Source organism: Endozoicomonas euniceicola (genome assembly GCF_025562755.1).
Lineage (GTDB): Bacteria > Pseudomonadota > Gammaproteobacteria > Pseudomonadales > Endozoicomonadaceae > Endozoicomonas_A > Endozoicomonas_A euniceicola.
On record NZ_CP103300.1, the window covers coordinates 1,997,070 to 2,023,357 of the forward strand.

Below are 26,288 nucleotides of genomic sequence, written 5' to 3' on the forward strand. Positions count from 1 at the left end.
TCCCCGCCCGCATTGGGCGAGGGTTTACGACGATTTTGCTAAGCACAGCAAACCTGTTAACACCCCCGACACACATGACGTGAAGCACAGCATTTGCACGCCGAGTTTCCGCCATCTTCCCGGAATGGGCCACATTCCGGGTTATTTTTTTCAAAATTACGATACAGCTGTTGCACACCCAGCCAGCCTGCCATGGTCAGCATCAGTACAACCACTGTCGTTAGTATCTGCAACAGCATCAGGCCCCCAGTCCGGCAAAGCCCATAAAGGCCAGCGACAGAATGCCGCCAATCATCAGGGTCATGGCAGCGCCCTGGGCGACAGAAGGCGTCTTTGCCAGTTCCAGCTTTTCACGAATACCCGCCATCAGCAGCAGAGCAATACTGAAACCGACCCCTGCCCCCAAAGCAAACGCAACGCTCTGTGGGAAGTTATAGCCCCGGTTGGTCTGAAACAACGCCAGCCCCAGAATGGCACAGTTAGTGGTAATCAATGGCAGGAAGATACCCAGGGCCCGAAACAGTGCCGGACTGAACTTCTTCACAAACATCTCCACCAGCTGCACCGATGAGGCAATAACCGCGATATAACAGATCAGCCGCAGAAACTCGATGTTCAGCATGACCAGCAGCAGGTTGATAACATAAGCGCTGGCGGAACTCACCAGCATCACAAAAGTCGTTGCCAGCCCCATGTTCAGGGCGGTGTCACGCTTGTTCGATACCCCCAGAAACGGACAGATACCCAGAAACATCGCCAGCACAAAGTTACTGACAATAGAAGCATTCAGAAAAATGCTGATCAGGCTTTCACTTTCCATGGGCTAAAGCCTCCGTATCGAACTGTGCTTTATGCTCTTTATGTGAGAAGGAGCCCTGCTGCTCTTTACGCATACGAACAAAGGCAAACAGCAACAGCCACGCCCCCAGCACAAAGAACCCACCCGCAGGCAACAGCATAACGACCCAGGGCTCAAAACCGGCAGGCATGATATTGACGCCAAACAGCGCGCCCGCCCCAAGAATTTCCCGCACAGAACCCAGGCTGAACAGTGCCAGAGTAAAGCCTGCGCCGGTTCCCAGGCTGTTCACCATTGAAGCCAGGGGTTTCTGTTTGGAGGCGTAGGATTCAGCGCGACCCAGAATCACACAGTTCGCCACAATCAGCTGAATAAAGGCACCCAGGGCGTTATACAGCTCCAGGCTAATCGCCTGAATAATGTAGTCAACGATGGTGACAAACGACGCAATAATGACGATATAGGTGACAATGCGCACCTGTTTGGGAATCAGGTTGCGAACCAGTGAGATCAACCCTGTGGACATCAGCAGTACAAAACTGGTGGCCAGCCCCATACTGATGGCATTGATCGCCGAGTTGGTGACCGCCAGTACCGGACACATGCCCAGTAACATGACAAACACCGGATTTTCCCGCCACAGGCCACGCAGGAAAGTATCTGCCGTGACCGCTTCATAATCTTGCTTTCTACTCTTTTTACTGTCTTCCGGCATGCTACTCATTCGCTTGCCTCACTCGTTGTTAACAAATCGAGAGTTAATGAACCCAGATGCTGACGAATGACCGGCAACCACTGCTGTGCGCTCAGGTTAATCGCCTGACCAATGGCATTGGAGGTGATGGTGGCACCACTGATGGCGTCAATTTCCCAGGGGTTCTTTTTGGTACCGTTTTTTACCGTAACAATGTCGCTGGCAAGGGCAGAACCGTCGATAGCCAGACGAGCGTCCAGCCGGTCAAAGTTGGCAAGGAAGTTCTTGTCGGTCAGCACCTTGTCACCCAGTCCCGGGGTTTCCGTCATAGTCAACACCTGATAAGCGATAATCGCTTCCAGCTCAGGCTGATAGCCAAACATGATATGCACCGGACCGGCATAACCGGAGGCCACACCGGGAATGGCAAGACCTTTCAGTTCGCCACCGGCACCATAACCGCCATAGATAACAAAGCTTTCTGCACCGGCCTCCTCAGCCGGAACAATACCGGATTGGGATATCACAAATGAACGGCTACTGGTGGCACCTTTCACTACATTGAAGACCGCTGCTTCCGTGGCTGCTTTCTGGTTGGCTTCGATATACGGCATCGCCCACTGCACGACCATGACCACCAGAAACCCCGACAGCAGGGCGGTTAATGTCAGGCTGCGGAACATCGCCATAACGGGTGTCTGTGGTGCAGTCTGTTGTTCCTTCGCTTCTTCTGGTAAAGGCTTTGCGGCGACCTCTGTCAGAGGAATATCACTACTACTCATGCTTCCTCCCCGGATTGTTGTTTCAGGCGAGTACCAAAAGCCCTTGGCTGGGTCACACTGTCAATTAATGGTGCCAGGGCGTTCGCCACCAGAACCGCATACATAGCCCCTTCCGGCAGACCACCAAAGAGGCGGATAATCACGGTCAGAAAACCAATGAACAGCCCGTAAATCCATATTCCCGCCGGAGTCAGTGGCGTACCCACCATATCCGTTGCCATAAACATCGCCGCCAGCATCAGGCCACCGGAGAAAATAACGAACAGAGGGGTTGGGTAGACGTCAGCATTCATCAGCCAGAATGGCGTGGCGGTCAGCAATGCCCCCAGAATAACCGCACAGGGAATCTTCCAGCTCATAATGCCACGGGCAATCAGGAAGCCACCACAAAGCAGAACCAGCAGTGCCGATGTTTCACCCGCCGAACCGCTGACCATGCCCAGCAGCAAATCCTGAGTGCTGGTAGTGACCTGTTCGAACTTGAACAGTGACAACGGTGTAGCACTGGAATAAGCATCCACCTGCCCGGCAATCCAGTCACTGCTGTCCGCCGGAGACATAAACGGCAACGCCAGACTGGATGGAATAAACGACGCAAATCGTTCAGGCAAAAAACCGGGTGTCCATGTGGTAATAGACTGTACAAAGGCACGTCCCACCAGCGCCGGGTTAAACGGATTCTGCCCCAGACCCCCAAACAACATCTTGCCCAGAGCCACCGCGACAAAGCCGGCAACAGCCGCCATCCACAAAGGAAAGCCCGGCGGCAGGGTCAGCGCCAGCAGAATACCGGTAATCACGACACTGTAATCCGACAGCGTACTTTTTTTCCCGGAAATGGCCGTGAACAGCTGTTCCGTCGCCATACACGACAGAGTTGTCACAATAATCATTGCCAGGGCACTGATGCCGAACTGCCAGACCGCCCAAGCACAGACGGGCAGCAGGGCGTAGACCACGTTGCGCATGATCTGCGGTACCGTCAGCCCCTTCTTCAGGTGGGGTGAGGTACGAATGGTTAAGGGAGTTTGCTTTATCATCCTGTGCCACCCTTATCCTGCACTGCGTGCTTTTTGACGGATGGACTGTTTGGCGACCCGGATCTTCTGGGTCAGGGGAATGTTGGCCGGGCAGGAGTTACTGCAACAACCGCATTCAAAACAGTTCATCAAGTGAAATTTGTCCATCATTTCCTGATGGCGATTAACGTCTGCCAGCTTACCGAGCATGGAAGGGTTCAGGAGCATCGGGCAGGCTTCCACACAGGCTCGACAGCCGATGCAGGGCATTTCCGGCTCATGGCTGTTGGGCAGCTGCTCAGGCGTAAATACCAGGATTCCGGTGATGCCTTTGGTGGTAGCAATATCGCGGGTCGCAATACTCATCCCCATCATCGGCCCACCCAGAATAATCATGCCGGGATTGTCGATCGCCCCGGTCTGTTCCAGAACAAATGGCAGTGGTGTACCCAGTGAAATGATGTAGTTGCCGGGCTTACTGACACCGGGCCCACTGACCGTAACAATCCGCTCGATCAGGCCGCGGCCCTGTGGCACCAGCTCACCAATCTGCGCCAGAGTGCCGACATTGAACACGGCACAGCCAATATCCGCGGGAATACCGCCAGCAGGCACTTCCAGCCCCAGCAGGCTTTTCAGCAGCATTTTTTCCGCTCCCTGTGGATAACAGGTGGGAACCGCTTCACAGGTTATATTTGTCAACTGTCGTGCGACGATGGATTGACGAATTTTTTCAACCGCATCCATCTTGTTGTCTTCAATACCGATAATGGCTTTTTTAGCACCCGAAGTGACCATAGCCAGCTGCAAGCCCCGCAACAGATTATCCGTGTACTCCAGCATGGTTCGGTGGTCGCAGGTCAGGTACGGCTCGCATTCGCATCCGTTCGCTACCAGGGTTTTAATGGTTTTGCCTTTGGGTGCTTTCATTTTTACATGGGTAGGAAAGGCAGCGCCCCCCAGCCCCACAACACCGGCATCCTGCACCGCTTTAACCAGATCGTCTGCGGACATAACGCTGGTATCACGAGGTTGCAGATAACGAACGGTCTGATCGGATGAAGGCCAGGTATCAATTAAAATAGCGGGGGTTTTGCTGCCATTGGGCATGGAGACCAGCTCATCAACGGCAGCCACCGTACCCGTAACGGGTGCATGTACAGGCGCTGACACAAACCCACCGGCTTCAGCGATGGGTTCGCCCCGTACAACGTCCTGCCCTTTGCTCACAATCGGTTTGGCAGGAGCACCAATACTTTGCGACAAAGGCACAATAATTTTGTTAGAAAACGGCATTCGCCGTATGGGCTTGCGCTCAGTCAGCTCTTTATGGTCTTCCGGGTGTATGCCATTGGCAAAGCTTTTGCTCTGCCAGGGCAACCTCAGAAAACCTTTTTGGGTAAAAGGCTGGTTAAAAAAAGACATCTGGAATTCCTTTCGGCTTTTGGAAGGAGCATGGAGCGGGGGAGCCCCACTCCTTTTGCGATCACTGGAACTTCTCAGCCCGCTTGATCAGCTTATCCAGATCCTTTTCATTCTGATCCCACGGAATACCGGGGTGAATGCTGCCCGCAGTACACTTCTCAGCCGCCTTCACAATATCCTTAAAAGCCGCTCCCTGAGGGTTGGTGATCTGTACCTTGCCATCGCTGTTGTAGGCGAAGACGCCGGGCGCGATGTTGATACACTCGTCACAGGCTGTACATTCAGCACTTTCAACCCAGACCCCTTCACCCACCTGCACCGCAGGGATCAGGTTATCGCCCTGTTCTGCGGGTGCGGCAATGGTTGGAGAGACTGTGATGCTGCCCACCAGTTCCTCAATCTTGCCGGTGAGCTGGCTGGCCAGTTCAGCTTTCGCTTCCGTGGCTGCGGCCTTGACTTTCGCCCGGTTCTCAACCCCGGTCAGGCTGCGTAACTGACGCCAGAAATGACGACGTTCGTCGCAGGAATTAACCATCTCCTCAGCCACCAGCACCCGAACCAGGTGGTTCTTGCTGTCGGTGGCCATCACATAAGGGAACAGCCCTTCACGATCACTGTTGTCCATTTCCAGGAACTCGTGCAGAGGCACTGCATTGGCAGAGAGCTCATCGTTCCAGGCATTTTCAGGCACCTTGCGGAAGTGCTTGCTGAAACGGCCTTCGGTCATGGCAAAGTCAGCAAAGGTAAAGGGCAGCTCCATGGTTTTCTGCTCGCCTTCCTCATCCAGATATTTGACCGGATAAGTCAGCCAGTCCTGATCCAGTTTGGCATTGCCTTCCAGAGAGGCGCAGTCTTCATAGCTGGTGCCAGCGTCCGGATCGTAACGGAACAGTGGGTAGGCTCGGGAATCCACCGCCAGTTTGGACTGGTGACGTGCCATATCATCAGCAATGCCATGCTCTACCGGACAGGCGGCGTAGATATTAAACAACGCCGGGTGACGACTGTTGAAACCATCAATAAAGCCTTCCAGCAGATGCGTGGTGTGCGCCGCAGAGCTTTGCAGGATAAAGCTGGTACGATGCGCCATACCGATCAGGCTGATCTCCTTACGCATCTCGGTTTTACCGTGTTTGGCCTTGCCATAAGGGCTCATATCCGCCACCTGACTGACAAAGCTGGAGGTACAGGCCTGACCACCAGTGTTGGAGTACACCTGGGTATCCAGCACCATGACCTTGATCGGTACACCGGATGCCATGGTACGGGACAGGTTCTGGAAACCAATGTCGTACATCGCGCCGTCACCACCAATGGCAACCACTGGCGGACACAGACGGTATTCTTCATCGCTGAACTGATTCCACTTGAAGTGGGTGAAGAAACGGTCGTGTACTTCCGGATCGTACTGGCCTTCCAGCTCCAGCTTCGCCTGACGAATCGCCTTGAAGCCTTCCGCCATTTTCACCATATGGCCTTCGAAGAGTCCCATTGCCAGCGAGGTGCTGTCCTGGAACAGATGGTTTGCCCATGGGAACGGGTAGGGGTTGTACGGATAGGTCGCGCCCCAGACAGAAGTACAGCCCGTGGAGTTGGTAATACCCATCGCCGCACGGCCACGGCCAGTGGTGCCTTCGGTGTAGCGATACTTCAGGTGCTTCAGTTTCTCAACCAGCTGAGTCACCCAGCGCAGCCACTTCGGATCAATAGGCGTGCTGGCACCTTCAGCATTCAGGCTGTCGGTCAGATTGGCCAGGGTCAGGTCGTGGTCGCTGTGCTTATCAATAGCGTGCTGGATAGCATCCACATTACTGATATCAACACCACCCGCCAGTTTCATACGAATATGGGTTTCCAGTCTGGCTACCAGATCGTCGATCTCTTTCAGGTGCGCCTTAACCCGTGGTTGCATCATGGCGGTGACGGTAGACGTCATCAGATGAATAATGCTCTTTTCACCACAACCCAGGCAGGCACCGTCACCGCAGACGGTGGACATGTAGTTAGCCTTGTCCATCAGCAGGGTTTCGAGAGCGCCGACCTTTTCGTCGAGGTCGTCGATACGGTTGAACGGTTCGCTGGTGGTGGGCAGGTCCATCCAGAAATCCCAGTTCTTGCGCATTGTGTCTACCGACTCATCGGTCTGGGGCTTCACCACCAGAGCGTTGTCGGTACATACCTGAACACACTCCATACAGCCTTTACAGGTATTGGGATTGAGAGTGATAGACAGCAGACCGCCGGAACCTTTTGCCTTCTTTTCACGACTGGTGTAGTACGGTTTGGTAATGGAGAAATCAAATTTACTGACCTGATCCAGCAACAGGCTGAACTCCTGTTCCTGGGCTTCTTTCCGGGAACCGTCTAGAGTGGATTGACTCAGGTGTTCCAGAACCGCCTGATCAATCAGCTGACCGGGGTTCGAGCCTTCACCACCGGCTTCAATCAGCTCCCGTACCCGCTTTTCGATGGTGCGGGTATCACGGCGCAGATAGCGGGTTGGCATGCCTTTGGTTTCAATGCGGTTGATAGCCGTTTCGAACACTTCCCCAAAGGTGTTGACCAGTGCGGGCAGAGCGCTGTCCGGACAGATGGTGAAACAGTCGCCACAAGCCGTACAGTTTTCCGGTATCCATTCAGGGTATTCAAAACGTATACCGGTCATATCACGATAAGCGCCGGTTCCCGCTGGCATCAGGCTCATAGCCAGACTTGGGTCGGCAGGGTTGCCTTCACCACTGCCTTTGGCGTAGAAGGAAGCGGTGTCGTCCCAGAATTTGTGCAGGTCTGAGACCCCGTCTTTGCTTACTGGTACCTGCTTCAGCATTACAGGCAGTTTTTCTTCCTTGCGAACTTCCGGCAGGGCTGCCCCCACCACCTTGTCGGTGATCTCAACCATTTCGTCAAAGCCTCGGCGTACTACACGAATGTTGTCGTCGACAACGTGAGCACCCTTGTGACCAAACTTGCTTTGCAGCTGGCTGCGAATGGCTTCAAACAGGCTTTCTTCTGTGAGAGCGCCGTGGCTGGAAGAACCTCGTTTTAGCAGTGGAGACGCCCGGAAGAAGGCTCCCTGGAAAGCGTTCCCCTGCATACGATACTGGAGCTCAGGGTTGGAGGCCTCTTCACGAGCGATTCTGAAACCATCCAGATAATAAATATTGATGTCGTTATCAACGATGTACTGCTGATGCTTACGGGGGATGGTTGCCCAGACTTCCGCTGCGGATTCCAGGGAACTCTGGATAATAAACACACCGCCGGGCTTCAAACCAAACAATGGGTTGGAATGGCCGAACACATTGGCATCCGGGGACATGACTACGTCAACATAATGGTATTCGCAGTTGATGCGGATAGGCTCCGGTGCCGCAGACAGATAGTAAGTGGTGGGCTGACCTTTTTTCTCGGAACCATATTTAGGATTGGCACGAATGTCATAACCCAGCAGGTCGTACAGGGTTACCGCCAGATTCTTACCTGTGGTGATCATGCCCCAGCCGCCAATGGAGTGCAGGCGGGCAGTAATCGCACCTTCCGGCAACAGGTCCGGATTTTCAGAACCTTTCAGGCTCATCTTGTGGATGTCAGGGTAGGCGTCCAGCAGTTCCTGACGACGAATGTCTTCTTTAGGGGTTAATCCTTCTTCACGGGTAAAGTCGATACCAAGATAGAAAAATTTCTGGTGCCCGCCTTCCGGCAACATATTTTCAATGGCGGCGATAATGCCTTCAGGTTGCAGATCGCGGGAACCCAGACCGAAACAGCCGGAGTACAAACGAGGTGTGTCGTTTTTGCCGAAAGTGGCGTACTGCTCATAAGGCTTGTCACCCTGAGCCATACCATTCTCCTGGCACTTGCCATTTTCCTCACATTTAGAGAGAGCAGCACGAATCTCACGAATCAGCGGCAGGTCTTCCGCCAGAGGCTGGTCAGTACGTTCCAGAACCACAACGCCTTTACGCCCCTTCAGGGTTTTACCGATCAGATCGCCGGGAAATGGACGGTACATGGTCAGGTTGACGACACCCATCTTTATGCCGCGCTTTTCACGCATGTAGTCAGCCACCGCGCACGCCTGTTCGGCCATGGAGCCCTGTCCGACCACCACGTATTCAGCGTCGTCCATTTTGTAGTTCATAACACGTTCATAGCGACGACCGGTGAGCTGGTAATACTCTTCCATGCACTCGTCGGTGATCTTTGAAATGTGTTCAAAGAAGTAAGGGCGCTGGGCGGCTACGGACTGCATGTAAGCGTCCTGGTTCTGAACCGTACCAGCCACAACCGGGTTATCAACATCCCACAGTTCCGGGACCCGGCGGCGCTTCTCGCCGTAGATCAGCTTCTGGGCCGGTGTCGGGCATTCAATAATATCGTCCGGACGACCACAGAACGTTTCCACCAGTTCTCTTTCAGGCACCATAACCGGCTCAATCAGGTGCGTGGTCAGGAAACCATCCTGCGCCACGGCAGCAGGTGTTAGAGACAGTTCCGCTACCTTGCGACCAATCAGGTTCAGGTCGGCAGCCTGCTGGGCGTTAGCGGCGAACATCTGAAAGAAACCGGTGTCGTCGATACAGTGGTAGTCATCGTGACCACAGTGTACGTTCAGGGACGCCTTGGTCATTGCCCGCGCGCCGACGTTCAGAACATAGGGCAGGCGTTTACCCACGGCGGCGTACAGGGATTCGTGCATAAAGGCGATACCCTGGGCAGAGCTGAAGTTAGTGGCACGCAGTCCGCTCATGGACATACCGGCTGTTACCGCCGCCGCCGCATGCTCAGATTCAGGCTCAACAAAGATCAATGGCTTGCCGGATACGTTGACATGACCAGCGGCTGTCTGTTCTGCCCAGTACTCACCCATCTGGGTGGATGGGGTGATAGGGTAGGCACCGGCAGCATCAGAGGCTTCACGTTCACACATGATCACCGCAGTGTTACCGTCGATGGCCATACGCTTGCCAGGGTACTTGAACTGCTTTTCGACTGACTTGACCAAGAGAGATCTCCTTCCGTGTATTACGCAACAGGCAAGGCATCTTTGCGGATGACCTTCTTTGCTTTTTTGCCTTTACGGATAATGTCGTCTTTCTCAAGCCAGACGATGGCACCCGTTGGGCAACGTTCTATGGCAGCTTTTTCTGCCTTGTTATTCTGGGTGTAGTTCACAGTAGCCAGATTGTTACTGATAGCGATCAGGCCTTCTTTCGCATCCATTTCACAACGGCCACAGGCGGTACAGGCAACGCCGCAGTCGGACTCGGCCTTGTCGCCAAACTCTTTGTTATTGCAGGCAACCCAGAGTTTATGGCTGATGGGTTGCATGGAGAGCAAGACTCTGGGGCAGGCATCGATGCAATCACCGCAGGCCGTGCATTTTTCTGCATCCACATGGGGCAGGCCATTGCGATCAAGATAGATGGCATCGAACTGACAGCTGACGACACAGTCACCCTGTCCCAGACAGCTCCAGTTACAGCCTTTACCACCACCGGCCACCAGGTCGGCGGCACGACAGCCTTCCATGCCTTCATAATGAGCGCGCTGCCAGGCCACGTGTGAACCACCGGCACAGGCGACACGGGGCAACTGTTTCTCGGCAATGCTCATGGTGACACCGAGCAGGCTGGCGATGTCTTTATTTTTATCACTGGAATTGGCGGTACACTGACCGGGCTGGAAAGTCCCTGCCACCAGCCCTTCAGCAAAGGCGCGGCAACCGGGAGAACCACAGGCGCCGCAATTAGCCCTTGGCAAGAGGTCTTCAACTTCATCAATACGGGGGTCTTCAAAGACATACAGGCGTTTATTGGCAACGATAAGCAATACAGCCAGCAACCCACCTAATACGGCCATAAAGCCTGTGGCGCTGGTGATAATAAGACTGGTATCCAATCGCACTCCCCCATCTGTTGTTCAGATCAGGTCTTCCGTCGTTTTATTTTCAGACTGTTTGCGGAAGAGGTAGTCAGGCTTCGAAACAGAGCAAAAAATTATTCATGGAAATACGCTGTCCGATATTTATTCAGAACCTGGCGGTGTTCTTATTTATTAATATGGTGGGAATTGTTAATGAGTTTGTTAATCAATGATTTGATATGGGTCAGTTTTTGTTTCTATTTGTGAACATTGATGAGCCCACAATGTAAAAACACGCTATGTGTAAGCATTATTAAATGCGAATGATTATTTTTTTGACTTTGTATCGTTGTTTAATCTCTGACTTCGGAAAAGGTTTTGGTTTGAGTCTGATTGATTGGAAATAATTCAACCGTTGATTTAATGTAGAAGTAGGCTCAAAGAAAAAAACATTAATATATGAGCGTATGAATACCTTAAAAAAAAGAGTCTACAGCCTGCTTCTTCTATTTTCGCTACCCTTCCTGCACAGCTGCTCAACCTCCTATGTTTATAACAACCTGGACTGGCTGGTGCACTGGTATGTGGACGATTATGTAGAGTTGACCTCCGGGCAGAAGAAGGACTTTGACAAGCGTTTCAGCCAGTTGCAGCAGTGGCATAAAGAGAGCGAACTTCAGGATTATCAACAGTGGCTTGAGGGTATTCGGGAACAGTTATCGCAGCCGCAGTTATCCCGGAAAGATATTCTGGTTTCTGTACGCTCTCACCGTCAGAAAGTAATGATGTTCCGGGATCGTTTAATTGCCCGGGCAGAACCTCATTTACTGCATTTGCTGGAACAGTTATCTGAACAGCAAAGGCAGGAATTAACCAATAATATCAGTAAGCAAATGCTGAAACGTTATGAATCCCGTCTGGTTATGAGCCGGAAAGAGTGGGAACAAGACAAAATGGCCCGAATGAAAAAAAGGTTAAAGCCATGGGTTGGCAGCCTGAACCGGAATCAAAAGAAGGCGTTAAAAAGCTGGGCTGGAAACTTACATAACCTTGAGCAGCAAAACCGTGAATTCAGGCTTAACTGGTTAGCCCGGTTAACCGAACTCCGGGCCGTACCATTACCCCAAAGACACGAGAAGCTAAAAGAGCTGCTGGCAAACCCTGACCGACTCAGGAAACCTGATCATTTGCAGCGGCTGATGGAGAATCGTGAGCTGACAGACGCTGCTATTGCCGAGGTCATTGCCCTTCGCAGCAATCAGCAGAATAAGGTTGCCCTGGCTGAGATTAAACAATGGTTACAGCGTATCAAAAGCGGGAGAAGCTGAGGGTCTGAACGGGGCATTTTCAGGATAGAGTAAAAGGCTCAAAAAGATCGGCTGATCTACCAGAAGTTAATGGGCTGCTAACCGATAAACCGATTATGAATCAACGGATCAGGCAGGCTTAAAACCAATGACGCAGCCATTTAACCCCTTAGCGTTCAATCAGTCCGGTATTGCCCAAGAGCAATCATCTGCCAATATCATGTGCTTTTCGGGCCAGAAACAGCTTGGAACCGAAGAAAAAGGAATATTCTGGCAGAGCGGTGAGGCAAAAAAGTTTGGTCGGGCCGTAAAGCTCTTTATTCATCGACGGCAACAATTGGCCAGCAAGCTGAACATTCCGGAATATCAGGATCAGCAGGCGATCTCTAAGTTAGATTTAAATGAACGTTCCGTCACAGTGGTGAACCGGGAACAGTGCAAAAATCTAGTTAACCTCTATCAGGAAGAACCCATAAACCCAATTCACCAGGCAGAGATTGATTTACTGGAAGCCTTCGTTAGCAATGATAAGGATGAGTTGAATAAAGCACTGGATCGTTTGCAGGGTCTTTTTCAACTCTATTTCCCGGATGACTGGGAGGAAAAATACGAAGCTTTTTTGCAAAACGAATCAAAAGAGATACTGCGGTTGGGTCAGGCGCACACTGATCAGTGGTTTCTTACCAGACTGCTGTTCGGCAAGCCCAAATTCAAGCAGATGATGTTAGCGCTGGACAAGAAAATAACCCGGCAGCAGGAGGCACTGAAAAAGCTTAAGCAGGATCGTATTATTCAGCGCCATTTAGAGCAAAGGCGCACTCCCCCTCCAGCACAAGACCAAAATATTACCAGACGGCCTTTGCGCAATCGACGCGCTGCCCCTGTCGCCAACAATCACCCCAATCAACTTTCCGGGCAGAATGCACCAGAACCTCGTACAGAAGCGCAAAAAGCGGTCTCTGCCCCCGTTGCCAAAGAGTCCGAAGAGATAAAGCAACAGCTGGCCTTTCAGATCGCTCGGGATCGCTCCAAAGCGATAAAAGCTGAAGACTACGAGGACGCAATAACATATGACCTGTTAAACAGCGAAATGGTAGAAGACCTGCTGCAAGAAGGTGATATCAGTCCGGCTGTGGAGACATTTTCGGAGCTGCTTCAGGCAGTAAGGTCGGACGTTCGGGTAAGCCGCGCTCCCGCATCCGCAGCGAAGCAGCACCTGATGGCGAGGCTGAGGCTTGAAAAAGATGCCACTGGAAATCCCCTGTTTCAATCGGAAGATGAATTCAGACAGCTGTTTGCCGGGTTACCTGAAGGCTCGGTAACTATTGATAGGGCGGTCAGCTCCCTAAAACACTTTCGCAAGCTGCAACACTATCAGGACATGATCGGTGTGCGGTTTACGCCCGACATGTATTCGATTCTGCTGCATTCGAACGCCCTGGAAGACGACGCCATGGAGTTGAATCCTGCCGGATTAGACGCCGATGTCTATGCCCAGTTAAATACGCCCGAAAATCGAACCCAGATGCGCAGAGAGGCGTTATTAAACGCCTTTAAAACGGTTGGAAAGTATAAGGACGTTGTACCGGAGAGAACCGCGATCGATCAGATTCGTGAGGCCGATATGCAGCCTTATGCATCAGGGCTCTACAACTGGGGGAATAACTGTTTTATGAACGCCTCCCTGCAGATGATTGCCGCCCAGATGGCTGCCCCGGAGCTGTCGGATGTAGTGCTTGATTATCAGCCCATAGGGCTCACTGAAGACCAGACAATGCTCTACCTCCAGCTGCAACAAAGCTTTCTGAATGTGTGTGACGCTATCAACGACCGTAGTCATCGTCCTGTCGCACTGGTCAGCCTGCAACGTCAGTTTATGCAGGACTATCTGAGATACAGTCAGGCAACCGGCAGACAATCAGCGTCTTTTATTCTTACTGACCAGCAGCCCGATAATCTTCGCCCTACCCTGATTCCCCAGCAGGACCCCCATGAGTTTTTAAATGACCTTGCGGATATTTTTGGCTTGAGCCGCCACCCTGAATGCAGTGTGCGTCTGTATGATCATAAAAAAATGATGTATCAGGGCCAGGAAAGGCTAAGAAAAACAGTGGATGATGACCAGAATGCCCTTTTGCCCATTGCCGTGAACCGGCAGGGCTCCAAAACCATTAACCGATGCATTTCTGCTCATCTCTCTGAGGAAAAGCTGGATGAATTTAATCAGTTCAAATGGGATCGGGCTGATAAAGCCAGAGCCGGACTGACAGACAGAGATCAGGTTGATACGCTCAAACAACAGGTGTTCGTCAGTACCGGCCAAAAGCCACCGGAACGGCTTATGCTGCAAATGAAAATCTTTGAGTTTGAAGGTGGCAGGGCCAACAAACTCAACGAAGAAGCAGCGACTTTGATGAATTACTCGGGAAATCGGGTTCGCATTCCGATCGCACGAAGCCCTGACAGTGAACCAGAAAATCATGAATACCAGATGACCGGTATCGTTTGCCACCGGGGCAGCTCATCAACTTCCGGCCATTATGTCAGCCTTCGGTTTGAGGGTGATCAGGTGATTGTCTGCGATGATGACGTGGTTCTGGAGTTAAATGAATATGCCCGTTTCCGGGGCAGGCCACCTTATAAAAACTGGAAGGATTTTTGTGCGAAGGAAAAGTTATCAGGTTATTTGTTTTCGCTGAAAAAAGTACAGGGGAAAAAACATTCTGTTATGGAAGGCGGCTGACTGTGTCAATTAAAGTATACCTGAAAACGTTTACAACAAAATTGCTGCAAAACGCTGTTTCAAATCAATTTTTTTTGTTGATCATCTTTCAATAATAAAAAGAAAAACGACTGAGTCAGGAGTGGTTGCGTTATGTACCCACGTTGTAATGAGTCTTAAATAATTATTGAAAACAGATGAATCACATTTTTAAGAAAGTGGGCCTGGCTGCCTGTATAGCCAGTGCAACCCTTATCATGGCGGGTTGTAACAATAATGATGACGACGACGAAAAACCTTCACCAACACCACCCGTTCCCGAATTAAAAGACGATCAGGTGGCTGTCTTTTATAAGCGCGCAGGCGGGGATTACGAAGGCTGGGGGCTTCACCTCTGGGATGATCTCGGTGATAACGATCTGGCAGAAGGTGTTGCTACCGACTGGAACGAACCTCTGCTGCGAACGGGCATTCATGAGACCCATGGCGCTTATTACCTTATCGACTTGAAGGCTAAGAGAAACGACAAGCAGGATTTTAAGTTCATTATTAAAAATGGTGATGAGAAAAACTGCGGCTCTGACTTAACTTACTCCGTCAAACAGTTTGCCGAAGACGTCTATGCCATCGAAGGCAGTTGCGATCTGTCCACTGACCCTGTGCCTATCCCTTTGCTGAAAGGTGCCGCAGCGCATCTGCTGAATGGCGGTGAGCTGGTGTGGAATATTCCCGCCGGTGCAACAAAAGTTCAACTCCTGTCTTCAAAAGATGGCCGTATCGTGACGGATTCATCAGGAGAAAAGCTGACTGGTTACGATAACCAGATCAATCTGGAAAACGGTGGCACCCTGGACAAAGACAATGCCAGCCGTTATCCGGGTTTCGTGGGCATGAGCTTATGGCGTTTACCCAATGATGTCGATGTTAAAAGTCTGGTGACAGACCAGCTGGTGGCTGCTGCCGTCAATGCTGACGGTAAAGTTATACAGGCGACCCGCATACAGTTCCCGTTTGCTTTGGATGCCCTGTTTTATGACAACACCGGTCTGAAAGATACTAAGCTGGGTGCGACCTATGAAGAGGGTGGAAAGGTCAACATTCGTCTCTGGGCTCCGACTGCCAGAAATGTAAAAATTCAGGTTTCAGACACTCCTGATGTTAACAACAGCAGCTTCCAGTCAATGAAGCGTGATGACAATACCGGTGTCTGGAGCTTCAGTGGCGATGAATCGGAGCTGGATCGCAAGTTCTATCGCTATGAAGTTGAAGTGTATCACCGCAGTACGGGCAAAGTGGAAACCAGTCGAGTCACTGATCCTTATTCCCTGACAGTAACAACCAATGGTCAGTTCACACAGGTGGTCGACCTGAATGACTCTGACCTGAAACCGGGTGGTTGGGACAATATCGATCAATCCCGTCCGGATGATATTGTCGTCTATGAAACCCATATCCGTGATATCAGCCTTTCTGATAAAAATGCGGGTAGCTTCAATACTGAAAACAACGGCAAATACCGGGCATTTACAGAGTCAGACCGTGCCAGCATGAAGCACTTGAAGTCTCTGCGTGAGAGTGGCCTGACTTATTTGCAGGTATTGCCAGCCTTTGATATTGCTACAGTGGATGAAGACCCGAACAAGGTCGTTAATCTGGATGACCAGTTCAGCAAGCTCTGTGAACTGAACCCTGCTGTTAAAGACAGTGAGTTTGGTGGTGACTGTGGTTCAGCTATGACGCTGGGAGAAGCCCTGGACAAAGCCAGACAGGGTGGTGATGACAAGCCCCAGGCTCTGAACGCCTACGTGCGTATGCACGACAGCTTCAACTGGGGTTACGATCCATTCCATTACACAGCGCCAGAAGGCAGCTATACGGTGGGTGGTGAGCCGGTTAATCGTGTGATGCAGTTCCGGGAAATGGTGAAAGCCCTGAACGATATGGATATCCGTGTTGCCATGGACGTGGTTTACAACCACACCAACGCAGCGGGTCTGGCAGAAAAATCGGTACTGGATAAAATCGTTCCTGACTATTACCAGCGCCTGAGTACCACGACAGGTGACGTTGACCACATGTCCTGCTGTCCGGGTACTGCCAGTGAGCAGGCGATGATGGAAAAACTGATGGCGGATTCTCTGGAAGTGTGGGCTCGTGACTACAAGATCGACGCTTTCCGTTTTGACCTCATGGGGCTGCACACCAAGGCAAATATGGAGACGATTAAAAAGAGACTCGAAGCCATTAACCCTCATATTTACCTGTACGGTGAAGGTTGGGATATGCAGTTCCAGAAAAACTACGGTCAGGAAGCAGCCACTCAGCTGAATATGTGCGGTGCTGGCATTGGTACATTCAGTGACCGCGCCCGTGACGCCATTCGCGGTGGTGGTCCGTTTGATAGCGGCAACAAAATCCGTGAGACTCAAGGGTTAGGCAGTGGTGCCTGGGGGGTTCTGAATGAGCTTAACCAGTCTCCGGACAAAGATGCCCTGCTAAACGGCACAGACATCATTCGTCTGGGCATGGCGGGCAACCTGAAAGACTTCACTTTTACCAACTACAAGGGAGAAACGGTCAAAGGTGAAAAGGTTGATTATAACGGCGCACCCGCTGGTTACACCGAGAGCCCGATTGAGGTGGTGAACTATGTATCCAAGCACGACAACCAGACACTTTGGGATAATACCCAATACAAGCTGGCTAATCAGCTGACCACTGACCAGCGGGTTCAGATGCAGGTGCTGGCACAGGCTATTCCGGTTCTGAGTCAGGGTGTCCCCTTTATTCATCTGGGTGCTGAACTGCTGCGTTCCAAGTCCATGCAGCGTGACAGTTACGATTCCGGCGACTGGTACAACAAGGTCGATTTTGACATTGAAAATCCTGACTGGAATAACAACTGGAACGTTGGACTGCCAAGAGAGGACAAAGATAAGGACAACTGGGACTTGATTCGTACAGTCACAGGGAATGAGAAAACTGTCGTTAAGTCAGAACATGCTCAGCTGTCCAGCGCACTGATGCAGGAGTATCTGCAAATAAGGAAATCCAGTCCGTTGTTCCGTCTGAAAACTTTGGAAGACGTACAGCAGATGGTTAAGTTCCATAACACCGGCGAGAAACAAACCGAAGGCGTGATTGTTATGGAACTGGACGACACTAAAGGATTAGATGGCGACTACGAAAGCATTGTTGTGATGATTAATGCGACAGCCAAAGCGCAAAAGCATGATTTTGCTAAAGACGGCTATACGTTACATCCGGTTCAGCAGAACTCTGCATCCGGTGTCGTTAAGTCAGCAGCGTTTAACAACAAAGCGTTTGTGGTTCCGGCAAGAACGGTTTCTGTTTTTGTAAAGCCCTAAGTAAAGCAATACCAGACTGCCAATGCTGAAAAAAACGGGGAGTTACGCAACTCCCCGTTTTTTGGTCACCAGACAATTACCCTGCAGGCGCTTCAATACTGGCCTCTTCAGGGTTTACCCGCCAGATTTTGTAATCCAGAGTCATACCGTTTTCTACAAAAACAACCAGAGGCATACGGTCGTTGTAGCGCATGTCCTGCAGTTGATCATCGCCGGCAATGACTTTCATTTCCTGAACTCCTGCCGGGCAGGCCATCATCGTCATCACAGGATCGATGTTAAACTCGCTGATTTTGTAGTAGGAGTAGCCCCAGCCCTCAACGTTGCCTTTTTCCACTGCAACATTTGCTGATTGTATATTGCAATCCCCCTGAACCACCCGGCCCGGAAGCAGATCCAGGCGAGCTTCACCCTCCAGTTTAGGTAAGCGGATAACATGGCGAGTGTAGCCTTCGAATTTTGCCGGAAACATATCGATGGACATGTTCTGGGCTTCAGAGGTTTCGGTAGCAAAGGTGACAGTGCTGGTAGCGGCAAGCAGGGCGATGTAGCTGGCTTCGATAAATTTTTTCATTACTGGAACTAAACAGAAAAGCAGAGAGTTTTGAGTGCATGCAAGTATGCATGAAAGGTCAGCCAGAAACACCTTCAACTACGCGTATTTACCTTCTTTTTGCGAAAAGCCCCTGCCCTCAGGGCAGGTGGCTTACGGCGAAAATGCTAAGAAACAAACAGTTGAGCTTCCGTTTTTATGTCAAAATCCACGCGCCATAAATGACAGACCCAGCACAGTAAGCACAGAATGTAGCGCGTTACTGGCAGTGGCAGGGCTACCGTTTCGGGCAATCACTGTACTACAGGTTGCATTCACAAAATGGATATTACCGCGAATATTATTCAGGCCTTCACAGGCATCGACATTGTCGGAACTAGCACTTGGTGTCCAGGTATTGCAGGCTGCGCAGCTAACCCCGGCACTCACTTCAGACACTGTCACAAGACTGTTTTCTTCATTCTGCCTGAAGAGTTCGTTCGAGGTAATCTCGTTTTTTGACATTGACAGATGAATATTCTTTTCAATTTTGACACCCCAGGATGTCGTCTCCAGCACGTTGTCAGTAAGTGTATATAACGGTGGGTTTCCTGAAGTATTACCTTTCAGAAGAAAGCCTCCCTCCACTAAAACCCCGGCACTAGCTGCCTTGGCGGCGTTGCTTAAAATAAATGCATCACTGCCAGTTTCCAGTTCAATGGCCTCCTTCATAATCCCTATAAACTGATTGTTCTGAACAACTGGCTGATATTTTTTGGGAAGATGGGTTACCAACGGCGTTTTAATAAATACACCTTCATCAGGATGGTACGAGGCTTCAGCACGTTTTGCATTTAATCCATTGACGATGTTGCTATCAAACAACAGTCCCGGACCACCACGCATACTGCTTTTTTCCTCACCAGTTTCCAGCGATACGGAGTCCGAAAGTGCCACGTTTTTATTAGATTCATAGCAGCCCAGAAAAGCAGCCGATCTGCGATCAAGGGTAAAATGGTTATCTTTAACAATAAGCTCTCCGTTATAACATTGGGCATAAATAATTGGATCCACTGAGTCCCTCGAATCATCCCATGCTGGTGCAAAGTCAATACCCCGGATCACAGAGGTATTCCGTAAAGGTTCATTCTTTACAAACTTTCTGCTTCCTACTTGTACCATGCTGATGCCAACAAATAGCTTCGGTGCCAGCAGCTTCACATATTTTCCCTTGGAGGCCAGCCCAATTAAATGCTGACCGCTTTTCAGGTTAATTGGAGTCAACAACTGAATACTGTCTCTGTCTGTCTCACCGTGCAGCAGTATCGTTGTATTTTCTGGCAATAGACTCAAAACAGCACCTGCGTCTGAACCTTCATCAGAATAGTCTTTGTGTTCGATTAAAACGCAATTTTGCCTGGTATAACCTTCAGCTTTGAGTTGATTGAGGGCGCTTGTTATCAATTTTTGTTTCCCGGAGTTTGCTGAAGCAATCCCGGCGCAACTCACGGTTGCTGGAGCTGTTGGCAGGTTTGCTGTAGACGTCACAGGAATGGTCGCATTACCAGAGCGCATGGTAGTGTGAGGGGGCGAACTGGTTACGTTTTCCGGAATGGTTTCGCCTGCCGTGTTTACTGCCCCTGCCAAAGATGTAGGATCTGTTGTTGCTGTAGAAGTTACAGGGGTAACCGTGGTAGACGATGATGCCCGTGTAGAATTAGCAGGAGCAGCTGTAGAAAAATTTGAAGCAATAGTGCCAGATAATGCACAAAGAAGTGCCGTAACAGCTCTAAAGTGTTTTTTTACTAACATACGCTGAAGACCTCGTTGGTCTGCTGACAGAGAAGGTTCTGTTGCAACATTTTCTATAGACTGAAAGGGTCTATCCATCAAGTGCAGTCAAGCAGCGTCAGACACCCCTCAGATTTGCAACTATAATCCTTAAGCCTGATTGAAAACCCCTGGACGGTTTCCTTCAAACAGCTAGTCCACAGAACATTCACGACACGATGCGGCTGGATATGACCACTCTTGACGAGCCTGCTGTGTAACCGGCGTCCAATAACCAATAAACGACAGACTTTTTCTAAGCCAATGAGAGTTCTAAGCCACTACCAGAGCCTCAGCCATTGAGAGAGAAAACAATGTCACTGTTCACTCACTATCAGCAAAGATTTGAGTCCACACAGCAGGAAGAGATGAGCCTTCAGGAATACCTGGAGCTTTGTCGTGATAATCCTCACACTTATGCCAGTGCCGCTGAACGCATGCTGGAGGCCATTGGCGAGCCAGAAGTGATTGATACGTCCCGTGACCCAAGGCTTAGCCGGATTTTTTCCAATAAACTGATTCAACGCTACCCGACCTTCGACGAATTTTATGGCATGGAAGAACCTGTCGAGCAGCTGGTGTCCTACTTCCGTCATGCCGCCCAGGGACTGGAAGAAAAAAAGCAGATACTTTACCTGCTAGGCCCCGTTGGCGGGGGTAAGTCATCCCTGGCTGAAAAGCTGAAAGCACTGATGGAGCGCATACCCTTTTACGCCCTGAAAGACTCACCCGTCTTTGAATCACCACTGGGTCTGTTCGATGCCAACGACGATGGACAGATGTTAATGGATGAATACGGCATTCCTGAGCGCCATCTTCGCTACACCATGTCGCCCTGGGCTGCTAAACGACTGCAGGAGTCTGGTGGCGATATCACTCGCTTCAGGGTGGTTAAACTCTACCCCAGTCGTCTTCATCAGGTCGCTATTGCCAAAACAGAACCCGGTGATGAGAACAATCAGGACATCTCCAGCCTGGTTGGCAAGGTCGATATTCGTCAGCTGGAAGAGTTTGCCCAGGATGACCCTGATGCCTACCGTTTTTCAGGCGCGCTCTGTCGTGCTAACCAGGGGCTAATGGAGTTTGTGGAAATGTTCAAAGCGCCTATCAAGGTGCTGCACCCGCTGCTGACCGCAACCCAGGAAGGCAACTACAACAGTACCGAAGGGCTGGGGGCACTGCCGTTTGAAGGCATTGTGCTGGCACACTCCAACGAGTCGGAGTGGCAGGCCTTCAAGAACAATAAAACCAATGAGGCTTTTATCGACCGGGTGAATATCATCAAAGTCCCCTACTGCACCAGGGTCAGTGAGGAAACCCATATTTACCAGAAGCTGCTGCGCCATAGCTCGTTACACGACGCTCCCTGCGCACCGGACACATTGCAGCTGCTGAGTCAGTTTTCAGTTCTGTCACGAATCAAGGAGCCTGAAAACTCCTCTGTTTACTCGAAGATGAAGGTGTACGACGGGGAGAACCTGAAAGATACCGACCCTAACGCCAAATCCCTGCAGGAATACAAAGACGCTGCCGGGGTTGATGAAGGCATGGAAGGGCTGTCGACCCGGTTTGCCTTTAAAATACTGTCCCGTGTTTTTAATTTCGACCCTACCGAAACCGCTGCCAACCCGGTTCACCTGCTGTATGTGCTGGAACAACAGATTGAACAGCAACAGTTTCCACAAGAGCTGGAAGACCGATACCGGGGCTTTATCAAAGGCTATCTGACGCCTAAATATATTGAGTACCTGGGCAAGGAAATTCAGACAGCCTACCTGGAGTCTTACTCTGAATACGGTCAGAACATATTCGACCGTTATATTACCTATGCGGATTTATGGATTCAGGATCAGGAATACCGGGACCCGGATACCGGACAAATCCTTGACCGCAGCGCGCTTAATGACGAGCTGGAGAAAATTGAAAAACCCGCTGGCATCGCCAACCCCAAAGACTTCCGTAATGAAGTGGTTAACTTTGTTCTCCGGGCCAGAGCCAGTCTGCAAGGCAACAATCCCAGCTGGCTCAGCTATGAAAAAATGCGCCTGGTGATTGAGAAAAAAATGTTCTCCAACACAGAAGACCTGCTGCCGGTTATTTCATTCAACGCCAAGGCCTCACAGGAAGAACAGCGCAAACATGCCGAATTTGTCGAGCGCATGGTTCAGCATGGCTACACCGAAAAGCAGGTACGACTGTTATCCGAATGGTACATCCGGGTAAGAAAATCCCAGTGACCGGGAGCGGCTATCAATGAGAGTCATCATTGACCGGCGTGACAGCGCCGGAAGCAGTACAGGAAAGAAAAGCACGGTTAACCGGCAACGCTTTCTGAGGCGCTATAAGCAAATCATTAAGAAAGCCGTTCAGGACAGCGTTAACCAGCGTTCCATCACCGATACAGACCGTGGCGACAACATTCATATCCCCAAAAAAGACCTTTCCGAACCCATCTTTCATCATGGCCAGGGTGGCAAAAATCAGCGAGTACATCCAGGCAATAAGGCGTTCCATAAAGGTGACCGGTTTTCCCGACCTCCTGCCGGACAAGGTAGAGGCAGTGGGCAGGGAGCCGCCAGCGACCATGGCTCAGGTGTCGATGATTTTGTGTTTCAAATCAGTCGCGAAGAGTTTCTGGACTATGTATTTGAAGACCTTGCACTGCCTAACATGCTACGCAAAAGCCTGAAAAGCACCACTGAGTACACTTTACGACGGGGAGGATTTACATCGGCTGGTTCGCCAGAGCGGATTAATGTCGTACGATCATTGCGGGCAGCGTATGCCCGTCGTATAGCGCTGTCTGCAAAAAAAAGAAAAAAGCTGAAAGCACTGCAGGCAGAGCTGGACTCTTTACAAAACAGCAATGACCCGGAAGACCTGAAAAAAGCAGCAGCGCTCAAACTGCGAATCAGGGAGCTTCAGCAATCTATAAAACGACTGCCGTTTATTGATGAGTTTGACCTGAAATACAACAACCTGGTCAAAATTCCTTTACCTTCCAGCAAAGCGGTTATGTTCTGCATCATGGATGTGTCCGGCTCGATGGGACAGGATATCAAGGACATAGCCAAGCGTTTTTTCCTGCTGCTTTATCTGTTTCTCCAGCGCAGTTATGAGGCCGTAGAAGTGGTCTTTATTCGCCACCACTCTGAAGCCAGGGAGTGCGATGAAGAGGAGTTTTTCTATGCCCGTGAAACCGGTGGTACGCTGGTCTCCAAAGCCATGGACCTGGCCAGCCATATTATTGATAAACGCTACCCGGTTGCAGACTGGAACATTTATATTGCCCAGGCATCTGACGGTGATAACTGGGAAACTGATACTGAAATCTGCCAGAAGATTATTTCAGAAAAACTCCTGCCAAGGGTTCAGTATTTTGCTTACGTTGAAATTGCCGAGCGCCCCCAGAACCTCTGGCACACCTACCAGCAGATACAGGATGAATTTGCCGACTATTTTGCCCAGCAGCGGATTCGCAACTATGCGGATATTTATCCGGTTTTTCGTCGTTTATTTGCCCGGAGAAGTGACTGAATGTCAGATCAGAAACCTCTATCAACCGGTTCTGAATGGACCTTTGAGCAGTTGAGCACCTACGACGAAACCATAGGCAGGTTGGCAAAACAATTCCGGCTGGATACCTACCCGACCCAGATTGAAATCATCAGTTCCGAGCAGATGATTGACGCTTATGCGTCAGTAGGAATGCCTCTTATGTACAACCACTGGAGTTTTGGCAAGCATTTTCTGGACAACCTGAAAAACTACCAGCGCGGCCACATGGGACTGGCTTACGAAATAGTGATTAACTCCAACCCCTGCATTGCTTACCTGATGGAAGAAAACACCATGGCGATGCAGGCACTGGTGATCGCCCATGCCTGCTACGGTCATAATTCATTCTTCAAGGGCAACTATCTGTTTCAGCAGTGGACCGATGCCGACGCGATTATCGACTACCTGTTGTTTGCCCGAAACTACATTACCCGGTGCGAAGAGAAGTACGGTGTCGACAAAGTTGAGGAGCTGTTAGACGCCTGTCATGCCCTGATGAACCAGGGAGTTAATCGCTACAAACACCCCAAGCCTGTTTCTGCCGCTGAAGAAGAGGCGATGGCCAAAGAGCGCGAAGAGTATATTCAGCGAAACCTCAATGACTTGTGGCGAACGATCCCGGCTAAGGAAGAACCTGAAAGTAAGAAAAAAAAACGCTTTCCTGAAGCGCCGGAAGAAAACCTGCTGTACTTTATTGAAAAAAATGCGCCCCTGCTGGAAAACTGGCAACGTGAAATCATTCGTATCGTGCGCAAAATCGCCCAGTACTTCTATCCCCAGCGACAAACGCAGGTGATGAATGAAGGCTGGGCAACGTTCTGGCACTACACCCTGACCCAAGAGCTATACAAACAGGGATTTATCAATGAAGGGTATATGCTTGAGATACTGCACTCTCACACCAGTGTCGTGTTTCAGCCCGATTTTGACGATCCCCGTTACACCGGCATAAACCCTTACACTCTGGGTTTTAATATTTACCGGGATCTCCGCCGGATCTGCGAAGCTCCAACCCCTGAAGACCGGGAGTGGTTTCCTGACCTGGCCGGTTCTGACTGGCTCGACACCCTGCACTTCGCCATGCACAACTTCAAGGATGAAAGTTTTATTCTGCAATATTTGTCACCCAAAGTGATGCGGGATATGCACCTGTTCTGCATCGAAGACGACGATGTCAACTCTTTCCTTGAAGTGTCCTGCATTCATGATGAACCGGACTACCGGACATTAAAGCAGTCCCTTGCCACCCAGTACAATCTGGGCAACACGGAACCAAACATTCAGATTTACAACGTGGATATTCGCGGTGACCGCTCACTGACGCTTATTCACACTATGCATGAGGGTCGTCCGCTGGAGGAGGAAAGCACACAGGAAATCATAAAGCACCTGCACTATCTCTGGGGCTTTAATATCCGCCTTAAGTCCGTTGATGAGCGGGGGGAAGAGAGAGAGGTTTATGCTTTGTCGGGATAAAAAAGAACCTTTTGGTCAGAAGGAATACTGAGCAGCACTGCAGCTATAAAGAACTGAACCATTGAGCAAACGTTGCCCCCACCACCCCAGCCTGAGTTAAAGCCCCAGCTTCTGTTACTGCTGCCTGTTTTGCGTTTTTTGCCCGAGCCTTCAGGCGGGTCTTTTTTGCCCGGCGGTTCAGGTTCTTTTTGGGACTGATCACCATCATCTTTTCGCTTTGTTTTTTTCTGCTCTTTGAATTGTATGTGCGCTGCAATATTAGGCAGAGTTTGAAATCCATCAATCAGTTGACCACCTCTGTTGAAGCGTACCGCCTGAACAACGAATGGTATGTGGTCTGAGTCATCTGGTTCTGGTAGAGCTACATGCAGGTCAATATAAATCGAATGAATTTCTGATGCCGAAGCATCACCCTGCTGTAAAAAAATCAAACGTATAACTCGTCTGTTGTCCTGTCTGAAGACTTGATAATAGTGATACCTGAACGTATGACCTGAAACCCTGCCAAACAAAGGGTCTTCTGGATCAAACTGCAAATCGTTATGGACTGCCCCCCTGGGACTAACCTCTACAAAATTTGCAAACCTCGCAGTAAATACAAACATGGTAGCCCAGTCCATCTTTTCAAACAGTTTTGGAGCCGGTGCAGCATCTGGTATATAAGTTACAGGTAAAATATTTTCAATGTCACGAGGTACCGGAGCAAACATATGATCATCATTCTCATTAGAGATCATAAAAAGGGGTGTATCTGGCATGAATGTAACAATTAAAGTTTTACTCTTAGAATTACCCATTCCATAAAAATTAACCTGGTTAAGCCCTTTCATCTTGGCAATCGCAGGGTAGGCAAAAAGTAATAGCAAAATCAGCCCATAGCGCCTGAAAAAGTATCTGCAGAGTTTTGTCAT

At 50.3% G+C, this 26,288-nt stretch carries 17 protein-coding genes; 6 read left to right on the top strand and 11 right to left on the bottom strand.

The window, feature by feature from the left end; all coding sequences use genetic code 11:
- Positions 1-56 precede the first annotated feature (56 nt).
- The 8 genes from NX720_RS07435 to NX720_RS07470 all read right to left on the bottom strand — a co-directional run bounded on the left by NX720_RS07435 (position 57) and on the right by NX720_RS07470 (position 10,620).
- Entirely contained in the window at positions 57-239 is a 183-nt protein-coding gene (locus NX720_RS07435) for a hypothetical protein (RefSeq protein WP_262600420.1), read from the bottom strand.
- Positions 239-820, bottom strand: a complete 582-nt coding sequence (locus NX720_RS07440; protein ID WP_262600421.1) for an electron transport complex protein RnfA — start codon at positions 818-820, stop codon at positions 239-241. The genes NX720_RS07435 and NX720_RS07440 overlap by 1 nt, the downstream gene beginning before the upstream one ends.
- Positions 810-1,523 (bottom strand): electron transport complex subunit RsxE, encoded by a 714-nt coding sequence (rsxE, locus tag NX720_RS07445; RefSeq protein WP_262600423.1) that lies wholly within the window; start codon positions 1,521-1,523, stop codon positions 810-812. Before rsxE ends, NX720_RS07440 begins: the two co-directional genes overlap by 11 nt.
- A complete protein-coding gene (locus NX720_RS07450) occupies positions 1,520-2,275 on the bottom strand; it encodes an FMN-binding protein (protein ID WP_262600424.1) in 756 nt (251 codons plus the stop codon). Before NX720_RS07450 ends, rsxE begins: the two co-directional genes overlap by 4 nt.
- Entirely contained in the window at positions 2,272-3,315 is a 1,044-nt protein-coding gene (locus NX720_RS07455) for an RnfABCDGE type electron transport complex subunit D (RefSeq protein WP_262600425.1), read from the bottom strand. The genes NX720_RS07450 and NX720_RS07455 overlap by 4 nt, the downstream gene beginning before the upstream one ends.
- A 12-nt stretch (positions 3,316-3,327) precedes the next feature.
- On the bottom strand, positions 3,328-4,719 hold the full coding sequence (gene rsxC / locus NX720_RS07460; RefSeq protein WP_262600427.1) for an electron transport complex subunit RsxC: 1,392 nt from the start codon (positions 4,717-4,719) through the stop codon (positions 3,328-3,330).
- Positions 4,720-4,780: 61 nt separating this feature from the next.
- Positions 4,781-9,724: a 2-oxoacid:acceptor oxidoreductase family protein gene (locus NX720_RS07465; RefSeq protein WP_262600428.1), complete on the bottom strand. Its 4,944-nt coding sequence runs from the start codon at positions 9,722-9,724 to the stop codon at positions 4,781-4,783.
- A gap of 20 nt (positions 9,725-9,744) precedes the next feature.
- Entirely contained in the window at positions 9,745-10,620 is an 876-nt protein-coding gene (locus tag NX720_RS07470) for a (Fe-S)-binding protein (protein ID WP_262600429.1), read from the bottom strand.
- Positions 10,621-11,051: 431 nt separating this feature from the next.
- Between NX720_RS07470 and NX720_RS07475 the strand changes: the two genes are divergently transcribed.
- From NX720_RS07475 to pulA, 3 genes are all read left to right on the top strand, one after another.
- Complete coding sequence (locus tag NX720_RS07475; protein ID WP_262600430.1) at positions 11,052-11,912, top strand: DUF6279 family lipoprotein; 861 nt, start codon at positions 11,052-11,054, stop codon at positions 11,910-11,912.
- A gap of 127 nt (positions 11,913-12,039) precedes the next feature.
- Positions 12,040-14,634, top strand: coding sequence for a ubiquitin carboxyl-terminal hydrolase (locus NX720_RS07480; RefSeq protein ID WP_262600431.1), 2,595 nt, complete (start codon positions 12,040-12,042; stop codon positions 14,632-14,634).
- Positions 14,635-14,810: 176 nt separating this feature from the next.
- On the top strand, positions 14,811-17,981 hold the full coding sequence (pulA, locus tag NX720_RS07485; protein WP_262600432.1) for a pullulanase-type alpha-1,6-glucosidase: 3,171 nt from the start codon (positions 14,811-14,813) through the stop codon (positions 17,979-17,981).
- 76 nt (positions 17,982-18,057) lie between these two features.
- On the opposite strand, the gene NX720_RS07490 is transcribed toward pulA, so the two are convergent.
- Positions 18,058-18,555 (bottom strand): ecotin family protein, encoded by a 498-nt coding sequence (locus NX720_RS07490; protein WP_262600433.1) that lies wholly within the window; start codon positions 18,553-18,555, stop codon positions 18,058-18,060.
- Positions 18,556-18,735: 180 nt separating this feature from the next.
- Positions 18,736-20,325 carry a hypothetical protein gene (locus NX720_RS07495; RefSeq protein ID WP_262600434.1) on the bottom strand — a complete coding sequence of 530 codons (1,590 nt, stop codon included), beginning with the start codon at positions 20,323-20,325 and terminating at the stop codon, positions 18,736-18,738.
- Positions 20,326-20,657: 332 nt separating this feature from the next.
- On the opposite strand from NX720_RS07495, the gene NX720_RS07500 reads away from it, so the two are divergent.
- Genes NX720_RS07500 through NX720_RS07510 form a run of 3 tightly spaced genes read left to right on the top strand, consistent with a single transcriptional unit; the run spans position 20,658 to position 25,377 of the window.
- Positions 20,658-22,580: a PrkA family serine protein kinase gene (locus NX720_RS07500; RefSeq protein WP_262600435.1), complete on the top strand. Its 1,923-nt coding sequence runs from the start codon at positions 20,658-20,660 to the stop codon at positions 22,578-22,580.
- Between the two features lie 16 nt (positions 22,581-22,596).
- Positions 22,597-23,880, top strand: coding sequence for a YeaH/YhbH family protein (locus NX720_RS07505; protein WP_262600436.1), 1,284 nt, complete (start codon positions 22,597-22,599; stop codon positions 23,878-23,880).
- On the top strand, positions 23,881-25,377 hold the full coding sequence (locus tag NX720_RS07510) for a SpoVR family protein (protein ID WP_262600437.1): 1,497 nt from the start codon (positions 23,881-23,883) through the stop codon (positions 25,375-25,377).
- On the opposite strand, the gene NX720_RS07515 is transcribed toward NX720_RS07510, so the two are convergent.
- Positions 25,359-26,207, bottom strand: a complete 849-nt coding sequence (locus NX720_RS07515) for a hypothetical protein (RefSeq protein WP_262600438.1) — start codon at positions 26,205-26,207, stop codon at positions 25,359-25,361. The two genes, NX720_RS07510 and NX720_RS07515, sit on opposite strands and share 19 nt — an antisense overlap.
- Between the last annotated feature and the right edge of the window lie 81 nt (positions 26,208-26,288).